Source organism: Ruegeria alba (assembly GCF_022321465.1).
GTDB lineage: Bacteria > Pseudomonadota > Alphaproteobacteria > Rhodobacterales > Rhodobacteraceae > Ruegeria_B > Ruegeria_B alba.
This window is the reverse complement of sequence record NZ_JAKOEM010000038.1, coordinates 1-11,692: the sequence shown is the minus strand read 5'-3', so window position 1 is coordinate 11,692 and position 11,692 is coordinate 1. Positions and strand designations below refer to the sequence as shown.

11 protein-coding genes are annotated in these 11,692 nt (G+C 66.5%); 2 read left to right on the top strand and 9 right to left on the bottom strand.

From position 1 onward, the window contains the following. Positions 1–195: 195 nt before the first annotated feature. The 3 genes from MB818_RS21350 to MB818_RS21340 are packed head-to-tail and all read right to left on the bottom strand — an operon-like array spanning position 196 to position 3,396. The gene (locus MB818_RS21350; protein WP_238906398.1) at positions 196–2,937 is read right to left on the bottom strand and encodes a phage tail protein; all 2,742 of its coding nucleotides are present in this window, start codon (positions 2,935–2,937) and stop codon (positions 196–198) included. Next, the gene (locus tag MB818_RS21345) at positions 2,930–3,151 is read right to left on the bottom strand and encodes a hypothetical protein (RefSeq protein WP_238906396.1); all 222 of its coding nucleotides are present in this window, start codon (positions 3,149–3,151) and stop codon (positions 2,930–2,932) included. Before MB818_RS21345 ends, MB818_RS21350 begins: the two co-directional genes overlap by 8 nt. Next, complete coding sequence (locus MB818_RS21340) at positions 3,148–3,396, bottom strand: hypothetical protein (protein ID WP_164128633.1); 249 nt, start codon at positions 3,394–3,396, stop codon at positions 3,148–3,150. The genes MB818_RS21345 and MB818_RS21340 overlap by 4 nt, the downstream gene beginning before the upstream one ends. 215 nt (positions 3,397–3,611) lie before the next feature. Between MB818_RS21340 and MB818_RS21335 the strand changes: the two genes are divergently transcribed. Both MB818_RS21335 and MB818_RS21330 read left to right on the top strand, forming a co-directional pair. Further along, positions 3,612–4,460 carry an OST-HTH/LOTUS domain-containing protein gene (locus MB818_RS21335; RefSeq protein ID WP_238906394.1) on the top strand — a complete coding sequence of 283 codons (849 nt, stop codon included), beginning with the start codon at positions 3,612–3,614 and terminating at the stop codon, positions 4,458–4,460. A gap of 86 nt (positions 4,461–4,546) precedes the next feature. Continuing rightward, positions 4,547–5,035 carry a thermonuclease family protein gene (locus MB818_RS21330; RefSeq protein ID WP_238906391.1) on the top strand — a complete coding sequence of 163 codons (489 nt, stop codon included), beginning with the start codon at positions 4,547–4,549 and terminating at the stop codon, positions 5,033–5,035. Between the two features lie 31 nt (positions 5,036–5,066). On the opposite strand, the gene MB818_RS21325 is transcribed toward MB818_RS21330, so the two are convergent. From MB818_RS21325 to MB818_RS21300, 6 genes are read right to left on the bottom strand one after another with little or no spacing between them, the layout of a single operon-like run. Beyond that, positions 5,067–5,915 (bottom strand): phage BR0599 family protein, encoded by an 849-nt coding sequence (locus MB818_RS21325; RefSeq protein ID WP_238906389.1) that lies wholly within the window; start codon positions 5,913–5,915, stop codon positions 5,067–5,069. Further along, a complete protein-coding gene (locus MB818_RS21320; protein ID WP_238906387.1) occupies positions 5,912–7,594 on the bottom strand; it encodes a vWA domain-containing protein in 1,683 nt (560 codons plus the stop codon). Before MB818_RS21320 ends, MB818_RS21325 begins: the two co-directional genes overlap by 4 nt. After that, complete coding sequence (locus MB818_RS21315) at positions 7,587–10,070, bottom strand: phage tail tape measure protein (RefSeq protein ID WP_238906386.1); 2,484 nt, start codon at positions 10,068–10,070, stop codon at positions 7,587–7,589. Before MB818_RS21315 ends, MB818_RS21320 begins: the two co-directional genes overlap by 8 nt. Further along, on the bottom strand, positions 10,063–10,248 hold the full coding sequence (locus MB818_RS21310; RefSeq protein WP_238906384.1) for a DUF7697 family protein: 186 nt from the start codon (positions 10,246–10,248) through the stop codon (positions 10,063–10,065). Before MB818_RS21310 ends, MB818_RS21315 begins: the two co-directional genes overlap by 8 nt. Positions 10,249–10,289: 41 nt before the next feature. Further along, the gene (locus MB818_RS21305) at positions 10,290–10,727 is read right to left on the bottom strand and encodes a phage-derived protein YdaY family protein (protein ID WP_234184542.1); all 438 of its coding nucleotides are present in this window, start codon (positions 10,725–10,727) and stop codon (positions 10,290–10,292) included. Continuing rightward, positions 10,727–11,665, bottom strand: coding sequence for a phage tail tube protein (locus MB818_RS21300; RefSeq protein WP_238906400.1), 939 nt, complete (start codon positions 11,663–11,665; stop codon positions 10,727–10,729). The genes MB818_RS21305 and MB818_RS21300 overlap by 1 nt, the downstream gene beginning before the upstream one ends. Positions 11,666–11,692: the final 27 nt, after the last annotated feature.

Below are 11,692 nucleotides of genomic sequence, written 5' to 3'. Positions count from 1 at the left end.
CAATCCGCCCGGATCCAGATGTCGGTGACGCCCGGAAGGGAGATGCTTGCCGCCTGTTCGGCCTCGAAGCGCAGCGCATGGGAGGCAAACACCGGATTGTAGCTCCCCGGCACGGAGGCGTCCTCGACACCGCCCAGCAGGGCGGCGCTGTTGGTGATCAGGTAATCGGTCATGAAAGGGTCCCGTGGTTGGAGATCAGGGGGTGAGCTCGACGATCAGCTCCTGCTGGGTCACGCCCAGACCGGGCGGCCGGAGATCAAGCACCAGGTGCTGCTCGACGATGTCGAGGCCCGGGCCGCTGCAGGTCAGGATCAGGTCTTGTCCGACAAGGTCGATACCGATGCCGAAACAGAGCAGCACCAAATCCTGCGCCGAGACCTGCACCTTGCCGCCGAGGGTCACGCGATAGGTGCGGAAGGCCCGGTCCTCGAAAGATCCCCGCACGGCGCGCACCCGCAGGTCTGCCTGTTCGACGCCGGGCGGCGGTTCGGGATAATTCGCCTCGGCAAGGGTCCAGCTGGTGGCGGTGCCGGCCTCGATCACCGCGGCGGCAGGCTCCAGGGTCTCGCCGGTGTCGGGATCGACCCAGTGAATGCGGACCTGGTAGGTGACCCCGGGCTCCGGACCGATGTCGCCGGCCAGGTAGCTGTCGAAGACGGCACTGGTCTGGGAGAGCCGGTCCCGATGCGCCCAGGTCAGGGTGGCCTCGGGACTGGCCAAAGGCGACACGAAGCCTCCGTCTCCCCGGAGATTGCCCGGCGGCAGGGGACGGATCGCGCGGGCGGCAAATGTCACGATATCGGTGGGCGCCTGTGCCAGCGGCAGGGTACCGAGCCCGGTGCGGGGCAGGATCCGAACCGGAAGGCTCTCGCCGGACACGTACCGACCGGATGTCGTGTCCGCATGTCCCTGCCAGAAGATCACCGGGGAGCCGGCCGGATGGGCTAGCGGCACGGTGTCGAGACAGCCCCGCCCGACGGTGATCGAATTGGCCGAGATCCCATCGACCCGGACGAACTCGTCGCCGATCGCGGCCAGCGTGCCGGTGGTGAGACCCGGGAGACCGGTCCAGTCCCGCAGGGGCAGCAGGACCTCCTCTGGATCATCGCCGAGATCGGCATCGAGGATCGCGGTCGGCGCAAAGGTGGTGGTGCCGTCACTGGCATAGCCGGTCCCGGTATCGACCCAGACCAGGGCGTCCAGCGCATCCGGTGAAGGCCGCTCGCCCACGGCCATCAGGAGGCCGACATCGGGATCAGAAGCAAGCTCCGCATCGGCCTGCGCATGCCCCAACTCCTGCACCAGAAGCCAATACGGGGATTCCCTTACCAGCCGGCGCGACAGCGGTTGTGGCGCGGAAAGGAAGGATGTGGGCGGGTTTGCAACCTCGCCGCCGACAAGGGCGGTCGAGCCCAGGGCAAAGGCATCTTCCACGAGCCGGAGCCGGACCCGGTTGTCGCGCCCGTCGCCATGATCGATCTCGACCACGCGCAGCAGCGCCCCCGCGAGACCCCTCCGGGGATTGACGAGCCGGATGATATCACCGGGGTCGAGATCGGCGCCCTGCCGGTTCACGGTGATCTCGCCGGAGAGGAGCGGCGCCGAAAGGGCCCGCAGATCGCGTTCGGCCAGGCGCACGGCGAGGTCCTCGCGCCGGACACCGGGATAGTCGACCGTGGTGGAGATCACCTGTCCCATCAGCTGCACCCGGGCGGTATCGGTGACACTGATGGAACCGGGCTGGTCGGTGCGCAGGTCGGAGAAGGTGACGGTGAGACTGTTGACGAGATCCACCGCTTCGCGCCGGCCCAGCTCGCCCCAGTCCACGACGTTGCTGGCATCGAAGATCGGCACGGTCTCGGGGTCGTAATCGTCACGGATGAGCTTCAGCTCCCAGCGGCCGGTGCGGCGATCGACGTAAAGCTGGGCATCGATGTGATGCAGGATGTCTCCGAGGAACTCCTCGAGACTGGCATCGCTCTGCCAGAGGAGGGAGAGGCCAAAGCCCTCGGAAAAGAGCTGGTCTGCGGCCGCCGCAATGCTCGGACCGATATCCGCCGCCCCATAGCCAAGGCCCCAGGTCCGGTTGGTGAGGCATTCGCGGATGATATGGGCCGGGTTCATGTCCGGGCCCGGATCGGAAGCGGGATCGCTCTCCGGATCCATCGCACCGATCTGGGCCGTCTCCGGGTACCATTGCGGCGCGCCATCCTCGGCGGTGAGGATCCGGGTGACCCGGACGGCCCAGGGCTTCAGATAGGGGTTGAGCCCCATGTAGACCTGGCGCAGCACGAGGCTGCAGAGCCCGCGGAAGCCGGGCACGTCTGTTCCGGCCCGGACGGCGAGGTAGCTGTTGGGCCCCTGGTCGGGGGCCCCCATCAGGATGTCGATATCGCCGACGATGCCGCCCTCGCGGCTCTCGCCGCCGAAGAGCTCTGGCTTGTCGATGCGGATGCGGGTGCCCGGCGCGGGAATGTCTCGCTCGTCCCCAGACGATCCGCTGCCGGGCACGGTGGAGAGGCTCACGGCCTGGAAGGCAAAGGAGAGCGTCTTTGGCTCGACCTGCATCCAGGTCAGGTGTTCGCGCTCGTCAAAGGCGATGCCCCGCAGGATGATCCGATGCGTGGTGCCACTGCCCAGCAGCGTGAGATCGAGCGCCTGTCCGAGGGAGAGGCCGGGAATGCCGTTCCAGCCATAGATGTTGAGGGCGGCGGTACTGCCTTGCTCGCCCGCCGGAAAGGCCGCGGCAGTGGCATTGGCCAGAAGCGTGGTGACCGCGCCGATACCTTCGCCGCTTCCGGAGACGGTGCCATCGGCCAACGACCAGGCGGTGCGGTCATCGACGCGGATCTCGCGGATCACATCCACCGGCCCATGGCAGAGCGCCAGGTGCGCCCCCAGCGCATAGCGATAGCCGACGATGACCGAACTACCCATGGCTTTGCTCCTGCTCCTGCTCCGAACTGAGGCGCCGTTCGGCCTCGGCAATCGCCCGCATCGCCAGCGCATCGCCGGTGGCGGCCAGCACCTCCGCGTCCACGCCCTCGCGCAGGAAGGCCTGCCAGTCGAGCCCGTGGCGGGCAAACCAGCCGCGCGCGCCTTGCAAACACAGCCGGGCGGCACGCAGGTCCCGGACAATCACCCGTGTCACTTCTTGCCTCCGGACTTGCGGATCGGGTCGACCTTCAGATCGCCTGCCCAGACCACGTTCGGCCCCCTGAGCAGCACCGTGCCGAACACCACCGGAATGGGTCGGCCTTCCTCCGCCGTGGGCAGGTCGAACGCGTCGAGCCCCGCAGCCTTCGGCGGCGCCGTCTTCGGCCGCGGCGCCAGCACATAAGAGATCGCCGTCAGCACAAGGCTGGCGACAATCTGGACGACAAAGTTCCAGACCATGGGAGAGAGTCTTTCGGGGGTTGGGAGGGGTTAACGGGTCAGGCCGATCCGTTCGCGGCCGAACCTCGGTAGTGTTGTGCATGGTTAAGGCCGAGCGCCACAGCGCCCGCCCAATTCTTGCCACTTGGGCGAGCTAGGTCTCAGGTCGGGCGGCGCCTTGGACCATTGCAGGGCTGGCGCGAAGGATTTGGATACCGAGTTCCATAATGACGGCAATGTCTGACACGCCACTGCAAAGTCTTCAGGACGACGTGCAGCGCTTGCTGGGCCGGTGCCTCCTGCGGCTTCAGCACTATGAACGAGCGCTCAAGGCGATCGTGGCGCATCACGCAGTTTCGGGGTCAACCGAGCCTCTGGTGGCGGACCGGGACGCCCGGATAGCCGACACCGCCCGCAAGACACTGGGTCTTCTGGTGGGAGAACTCCTTGGCTCAGGGATCGTGACCAACGGGACAGAGAGCCCAGCTGAACCGACCCCCGCTTCAACCGGGACCACATTATCATTCCGTTTGGGTATCCTGTTGAACCTCTCGGACACGGAGTTCGCGCAATTGACCAGCGATCTGAAAGATCTGGTGGTTCTGCGCAACACCCTGGTTCACCATTTCATCGAGCAGCATGACCTTGGAACGCTGGACGGTTGTCATGACGCGCGCAATGCCCTGGTCGATGCCCAGACCCGGATCGATCATCACCTGAGACAGCTGAATGAATGGGGCAATGATCTGGGTCGACTTCAACAGCAGGCAGCAGAGTACTTCCGGTCCGACGAATTCAGGAACTTTATAGTCAACGGCATCTACCCAGATGGTACAGTGTACTGGCCTGATGCAGGCATTGTGCGTGCGCTGAAGCAAGCTGCCGGTGTACTTGCCGTCGAGGGTTGGGTTTCCGTGGAGGAAGCTGCCGCATGGATCGCCCAACACTATCCCGATCAACTGCCCGGGGCATATGGCTGCCGCAGTTGGCGACATGTTTTGCATGAGGCGCGCATCTTCGAGATCCGATACTTCGAAACAGACGGGCCGCGCTCTGCCTGGTATCGGGAGAGGCGCAGCCACTGAAGGGTCTTGCTTCGTCTCGAGCCAAAACGACCACCTCTTCCGGCGTTCGCCCAATTTTCGCCACGCGCGCGGGCTAGTCGTGGATCATGGGCAGAAGCATCAGATACAAGCGGTACTACCGCCGAAACGCCATGGTGCTTGCGATGTTCGTGTCCCTCGGCGCTCTGGTCTTCTTCGATGTCGATATCGATGACCCGTTCACCAGTTTCAAATCCGTGGAACGCAACACTGTCCGTATCCTGAACGGTGGAAACGCCAGGACCGGTGTCCGGCCACAGTCTGGCTCCGCTGCGCGCATCCTGACCGGGCCAGTGACCCATGTGCGGGATGGCGACACGATCGAAGTCTCCGGCACTCCGATCCGCATCGCCAATCTCGACTGCGCCGAAAAGGGCTCGCTGGCCGGAAACAGGGCAACCGCACGGATGAAAGAACTCGCACGATCGGAAACCCTGACCTGTTCCTTGTCTGGGAAACGGTCCTATGATCGCGTCGTCGGAACCTGTGCCTTGCCGGACGGCCGGGACATCGGCGCGGTGCTGATCGCCGAAGGGGTCTGCGGCCGCTGGCGGTGAGCCGACAAGCGGTTCAGGTCCCAACATGCCCTCAAATGATACTCGTCCCCCCGAACGGGTTCCGGCCCGGGATATCCGGGAACCCACCGAAGTTCAGCAGGTTGTCGAAGCGGTTCGCACAGGTGTCGCGGCGCAGATCGCAGCCGGGGGCGATCTGAATGCTGGCGGTGAGGCCGGGATCGTCGATCTCCGCCTCGAGCGCGGGCATGCGGCCTGAGAGTGTGAGGGTTGCACCGACGTGCCCGGTGATGAAGCCCGGCACCCCCGCGTGGCGCAACACGCCGCCGCGATACCAGCCATCGGGTTGCGCGGCGGCCTCCGGAACAGTGATCTGTTGTCCAGAGCGGGCGGTCGCTGTCGCCGGGACCAGAAAGCTCTCGATATCGAGCCGGCAGCCGCCGGCATAGAGCACATGACGGCAGAGCCGCTGGTAACGGGCGCGCACGCCCTGGCGGCGCATGGCGGTGAAGAGCGACTCTGCCCGTAGAACGATCCGCACCCCTTCCACCCAGGCCGAGACGATGCGCCCCTTCCAATGCGCGACCAGTTCGCCCGGCACCTGCTCATGGCCGCGGAAAATGGTCAGCGTGGTGACCGAAGATCCCCGCGGCCCGAGCCAGCGGCGGGCGAAGGGATCGGAGAGCGGAAAGGTCAGGCTCAGATCGACCCGGCGCGGATCGCCGCTCTGGACCACGTTGCCATGGGCGAGCGCGGAGGCAGCCCATGCGGTATCGCCCGGCTCATCGGCAAGCGTGCCACCGGGAACGACCCAATCCGAGGACCGGCTGACAAAGCGCCAGGTCGTGGGGCCTTCGGCGAAGCGATAGAGAAAGAGTGGCCGGCCTTCGGCGGTCGAGATCTCGAGGTCGTCATAGGTCATGGGGTCAGATCCGGAATGTCCAGAACGGTGAGGCTCACTTCTGTGCCCGCAGGCCGATGCTCGATCTCGACCCGGTCGGTATCGAGCCGCACCAGGGTCAGGAGATGCCCCGGCGTGGTGATCGGAACATGCCGGTCGAGCGGGTCGATCCCGAGGCGCAGGCCCAGCGGATCGAGGCTGGTGCCGGTGATCTCGCGGAAGATCGGCTGTCCCGGCAGGTCCAGGAGCACAGGCCGGCCGATCCAGTCGGAGGGCTCAAGGCGCGGCGCTACGATCAGGACATCGTCGCCGGCAAGGGCCTCCTGCTGCAGGACAAGCTCCCGCCCCCAGCTCGGCAGCCAGAAGGCCCGGGCCCGGCCGCGCAGGTGATAGAGCCACCGGCGTCGGGACCAGCTGTCTTCTGGGCCAACGTCCTTCAGCGTCAGGACAGAGCCATGCTCCACCAGATCGCGCAGGGGTTCGAAGATCACGGGGCCCAAGCCGCTGTCGACACCTTCGAAGCTCTGCGACAGGGTCTGGGCCAAGGGCTGGCGCAGGACACTAGGGTCCATCAGCACATCCCGACCGCGATAGCGTGGAATGCCGAAGAGCGTCCCAAGCAGCGTGTCGCGCAGGCTGTCGGTATCGCCCGGCGCAATCACCGGCACGCCATCGGCCGGGGTGTTGTCGAGCATCGCGGTCCAGCTGGTATTGGTGAGCCCGATATTGAAGCCGTAGACCTCCACATCCGCGATCGTCTCCAGCAGCGCCACGGCCGCGGTGGCCGAGCCCAACGGATAGGGTTCCCCATCGGTCAGGAACAGGATAATCCGCCGCTTGGCTCCAGCGCCGGCAAAAAAGCCCTGGGCTTCGCTGAGTGCCATGGCAAAATCCGTACCACCCCGCAGCACCGGCGGCTGGGCCAGCCAGTCCGACAGGTACGTGAGATCCTGGCGATCGGCGTCGCGTCGCACCTGCATGTCTGCGACCGTTTCGTGCCAGAGTAGGATGCAGATGTCGTTGCGCAAGGCCGGGGGCACAGTGCCGGCCAGTTCATCGACCAGGGCCCGCACCGCCGCCATGGCCGCGGTGATCTTGGCCCCCGACATCGACGTGCTGGTGTCGATGGCAATGTAAAGCGCGGTACCCCGCAGCCCGGAAAGATCGGCGCTCTCCTGCAGCAGGAACCGTGCGGTGACATAGCCGAGATCCGCGTGCCGGTGTTCGATCTCCAGTGGCGCCAGCAAGCGGGCCCGCCGCGCCGGTGCGATCACCGGGTGGGTGAGAGCGACACCGGCTGTAGCTGTCAGGTCAATTCCGTCCGGATGTACCGCGGCAAGAGTAAGCAGATAGGCATCCCCGCCATTGCTGGCGGCAACGGCAAAGCCCGGCGCACGGTAGTCGGCGTGACGCGCTGCAATGGTCAGGCTGGTCTCTCCCAATGTGATATCACTGCCGCTGCGATCCGCCATGTGCCAGAGCGGCACGATCCACTCGCCCGCCATGCCCCGGCGGGCCAGTGCGAGGGCCTCGGCGAGTTTGGGCCCGTCGAGCCGATGGCTCAGGGTAAGCACCTCGCGCGGGGTATCCCGCAGCGACAGGCGCTGTTCGCCGGCGTCGCTCTGCAACACGTCGGTGCGCCAGTCCAGGACTTCGGTTGCCGGACCATGCGCGGCAAAGGGCCAGAGGAGATCAGCCATCGAAAGCGCCCCGGTTGCGACGGATCACGTTGAGAATGGCGCGTTCGCCGGCGGGCGTGGCGAGATAGTCTCCCACCAGCCCAGGATCGAGCACGTTGATGATCCGCGGCGTGATCTGCGGCGCAGGTTGTCTCGTCCCGGCTTCCACCCCCAGCCGTCCGCCCGGTCCCCGGCGCAGGGGCAGGATGGCCTCCGGCCCGGCCTCGCCCATGAGACCTATGCCCCGGGCAAAGGGAAACACTGTCGGGCGATCCACGATACCGCCGCCCAGAACCCCACCCCGGGCAAAGGCCGTGATCTGATCAGAGTGCGCAAAGACACCGCCCCGGGCAAAACCACCACCGAAGAGCCCACCGATAGCCTTGGTGATCCAGCCAAAGAGACCGCCCCCGCCGCCGCCAGACACCCCACCACCAGAGAAGGCACGGAAGAGCGCGTCCTCGATCGGCTTGAAGGCCGAGTCGATCAGGCGATTGGCGAGGTTCTGAGCAATACCGGATACCGCCTGCGCAAAGCTGCGCCAGCTGAGTTCGCCGGACTTGAGGGCCTCTTTCAGCGGGCCGGTGATATCCTCGGCCAGGCCCTTGGCCAGCTCTTTCGTGCGTTCGATGGTCGTCTTCGCCCCGTCCCAGGCCTTGCTCCCGGCCTCGGCGGCCTGCTTCAAGGCACCGCCCGCCCCACCGGCGGCCGAACCCGCCCGACCGAGTGCGGCTTCGGTCTCGCCGAGGGCCGCGTTCAGTCGTTCCGTGGCCGCTGTGGCCTCGGCAGCTCCACCGCCGGTCTCGCCGGACCCAGAGACTGCGGCCCGAAGGGAATCGAGAGAGCTCAGCGGAGCCGTGGCCTGACCCGCAAGATCGAGGGATGTGGCCCGCGCGGCATCCGCACGTCCGCGCACGGCATTCGCAGCAGCTGCCAGCCCAAGATCTGGCACGCTGAGCGGATTGTCGGCAAAGGCGCGGTCGAAGGCGGCTTGGGCAACGCTTGTCGCATTGGATGCAGCCCCTTCGAAGCGGTTTTCGATCTGGCCAAGCTCGAGATCGGGCACGACCGGAATGCGCCGTTCAACCCCGAGGGCCTCGAGCCCGGCATTGACGCCGGAGATGAATCCGTTGATCCGGGCAACGACACCGTTGAGCATCGCCTCGACGCCGACAATCAGGCTGTTGGCTGCCTGGAAGGCGATATCGCCGATCGCGGCGGGCAGCAGGCCCCAGATCGCCTTGATCGCCTCGAAGGTGCCTTCGAAGCTGTTGATGGCGGTATTCGCAAAGCCGACAATCGCTTCAAGGGCCCCCTGCAACGCGGAAGCCGTCACGGCCTGGAACCGGGCAAACCCGGCCTCGACGGCGGCAATGACACTCGCCAAGCCCAGCCCAATCCGCTCCCAGACCTCGGAGGCGAGATCGCCGAGCAAGGCCATCGCATTGCCAAACCCGCCTGCGCCGGAGACCAGCCGGGTGAACTGATGTACGAGTTCGCCTGCGCCGACGATCAGCGCCCCGATACCGGTGCGAATGAGCGCGCCGCGCAGGACGACCAGCGCGGTGGCGAGGCCGCGCACGGAGAGGGCTGCGGCGGCCATGCCGGCGACCCAGCGGCCCGCGAGGAAGGTCGCGAAGGTGGCCGCGTAAATGGTGAGCCGGCCAATGTTGTCGAAGAGCCCGGTGAGGACCCGTCCAAGCGGCCCGGTGCGGCTGGCGACTGCCGCCATGGCGTTGGTGACAGTCTCCAGCGCAGGCGCCGCGGCAACGGCCAGCTGGTTCGAGAGGCCGCGCCAGATCAACCCCAGCCGAGAGATCGCGTCGTTCGTGCGCTCGATCTGGTCGGCATCCTGTTCGGAAACGACAACGCCAAAGGCAAGCACGTCCTCGGTCGCCTGGCGCAACGTTGCCGTGTCGATCCGTGACATGGCGATGGAGCCTTCCTCGCCGAAAAGCTGGCCCGCGACAGCGGCGCGCTCTGCGGCCGGTACAAAGCTCTCGATGGCGGCGTTGATCGCGCCCACGCGTTCGTCGAGCGGCAGGGCCAGAAGGTCGGAGGCAGAAAGGCCCAGGCGCTTGAGAGCCTCCGCCGCCGGGCCGCCGCCGGATGCCGCCTGGCTCAGACGACGGGTCAGGTCCTTCGTGGCCTGCTCGATGCCGGACATCGACACGCCGGCCAACTCGCCCGCGCGCTCCAGTGTCTGGATCGAGGCGACGGTGGTGCCGAGGGACTGCGCGAGCTTGGCTTGTGCATCGACGGTTTCCAATCCGGACCGGACCATGGCCACGCCAGCCGCCATGGCAGCGGCGACGGCGGCAGCCGCAGCCACCTTCACGCGGCGGGCAAAACCCGCGAGCCGGGCGTTCGCCGCTTCCATCTCGCGGCTGAGGCGGCCGAAGCCGCGGGCGCCGGCCTCGCCCACGCCTTCCAGTTCGGCGCGCACCTGCCGTCCACCGACCGCGGCAAGGCGGACAGAGACCCTCTTCTCAGCCATCGGAACGTTCCATCTGTTCGTTGTATTTGGCGACCATCACCGCTTCGATGACGGGGAGGAGTTCGGCTGTGGCCAGAGGCGGGATGCCGAGGGCATTACTCAGTGCCAGTGCCGCGGTCAGATCCCAGCCGATCACCGCGCCGGGAAGGACGCGCAGCTGGCCGCCGATGCGACCCACCAGGTCCCAGACTTGCCAGCCTTCGAGGGTCAGCGGCTGGTTCAGCCGCGTCGGGCAGTCTTCGCACGCTTGCGCGCAGGCTTGGCAGTAGCGCTCGCCCCCGCCGAAGGACCATTCGGCGAGAGCGCGGAGGCGTTTTTTTCCTGCTCCAGCAACAGGCCCTTGGACACGTAGGTCAGCTGGAAGGCCTCGAAGATCGGCCAGATGTCGAGCAGTGCGTCGATGGCCTCGGGGCTCGGATCGATGGGATTGCCGTCCGCATCGCCGATACCCTCCCAGGCAAGCACGGCCCGCCGCGCCAGCGCCTTGGCGAAGGCGACGGCCCGCTCCTCGTCGGAGGCCTCCTCGGGCACCGCTTCGACCGCAGGGTCACTGCGCGTCGCCACCATCAGCGCGGTGGTCAACGGGCGCAGCTGCACGCGGACGCCGGGGGCGAGGTCTTGCCAGCGCGGGGCATTTGAAAGATTGAGCGTCAGCATTAATACGTTTCCACATCGTTGATCAGAGCCGCGGTGCACATCCGGCCGACGATGCTGTCGCGGGCGGCCTGCCAGTCGAATGTGGCCTGCACGCCCTGCGGCCCGGAGATCTCGATCCGCGGGCGCGGCAGGTAGACAGCGTGCACCGTGAAGATGAAGCTCTCGCCCGAGGGCAGGTTGTAGCCGAACTCGAGTTCGCAAGCCTCGCCATTGATCGCCTGCGTCACAAGCGTCTGATCGGCGAAGCGCCCTTCGATCGAGCCGGTGAGCGCCGCGATGGACGGGTCTGCGCCGTCGATGCGGCCGTCCGAACGGATCGTCTCTATCCGGTCGAGGTTGTTGGCATAGGTAATGTCGGCCGAGACCACGTTGCCGAGGGCCGAGCCGTTCCGCGTGACCTGTCCGTTGAAATGGCCGAACCGCTTCAAGGCAATGTCTGCCAGCGCACCGGCACTAGACGCCGTGCCCACCGTCTCGCCCTGTGCCACCAGCCGCACGGTCGCCGTTAGCAGCCCCGACCGCTGCATCTGCCAACTGAGTTGGTCGAGCACGCAGCCCGAGTACATCGCATAGCGCGGCACCTCCGGCATGCCGGTCTCGATGGAGAGGCTCGGCAGCGTCCAGGATCCGGACTGGAACGCATGCGTCCAGGGGCCTGTGCCCGTGGTCGTCGGTGCGCCGAAGGCCGCCTTCAGCCAGAAGCCGAAGGCCTCGGCATCGAGCGGCACGACGACATCGCCGTCCGCCGTCACCGCATCCTTGATCGGCGCCAGCGGATCGCGGCCATAGCCGAGAAGCTCGGAGTTCAAGAGCGGCTGCTCCGCGCCAAGCGTGGTGCTGGCAAACGGCATCTTCGTGAAACCGCCAGCAGGCGGTGTGCCATAGACGGTCTCGAACGCAAGCGCCATCTGCGCCCGCGCCCCTTGGGCTCGTGCCATCGTAGTCTCCTTATTCAGGAATGTTTT

What these genes read in the sequence shown, in the direction of transcription:
- MB818_RS21350 (WP_238906398.1), bottom strand. Translation starts at nt 2,937, where the DNA reads ATGGGTAGTTCGGTCATCGTCGGCTATCGCTATGCGCTGGGGGCGCAC.
- MB818_RS21340 (WP_164128633.1), bottom strand. Translation starts at nt 3,396, where the DNA reads ATGGTCTGGAACTTTGTCGTCCAGATTGTCGCCAGCCTTGTGCTGACG.
- MB818_RS21335 (WP_238906394.1), top strand. Translation starts at nt 3,612, where the DNA reads ATGTCTGACACGCCACTGCAAAGTCTTCAGGACGACGTGCAGCGCTTG.
- MB818_RS21330 (WP_238906391.1), top strand. Translation starts at nt 4,547, where the DNA reads ATGGGCAGAAGCATCAGATACAAGCGGTACTACCGCCGAAACGCCATG.
- MB818_RS21325 (WP_238906389.1), bottom strand. Translation starts at nt 5,915, where the DNA reads ATGACCTATGACGACCTCGAGATCTCGACCGCCGAAGGCCGGCCACTC.
- MB818_RS21320 (WP_238906387.1), bottom strand. Translation starts at nt 7,594, where the DNA reads ATGGCTGATCTCCTCTGGCCCTTTGCCGCGCATGGTCCGGCAACCGAA.
- MB818_RS21315 (WP_238906386.1), bottom strand. Translation starts at nt 10,070, where the DNA reads ATGGCTGAGAAGAGGGTCTCTGTCCGCCTTGCCGCGGTCGGTGGACGG.
- MB818_RS21305 (WP_234184542.1), bottom strand. Translation starts at nt 10,727, where the DNA reads ATGCTGACGCTCAATCTTTCAAATGCCCCGCGCTGGCAAGACCTCGCC.
- MB818_RS21300 (WP_238906400.1), bottom strand. Translation starts at nt 11,665, where the DNA reads ATGGCACGAGCCCAAGGGGCGCGGGCGCAGATGGCGCTTGCGTTCGAG.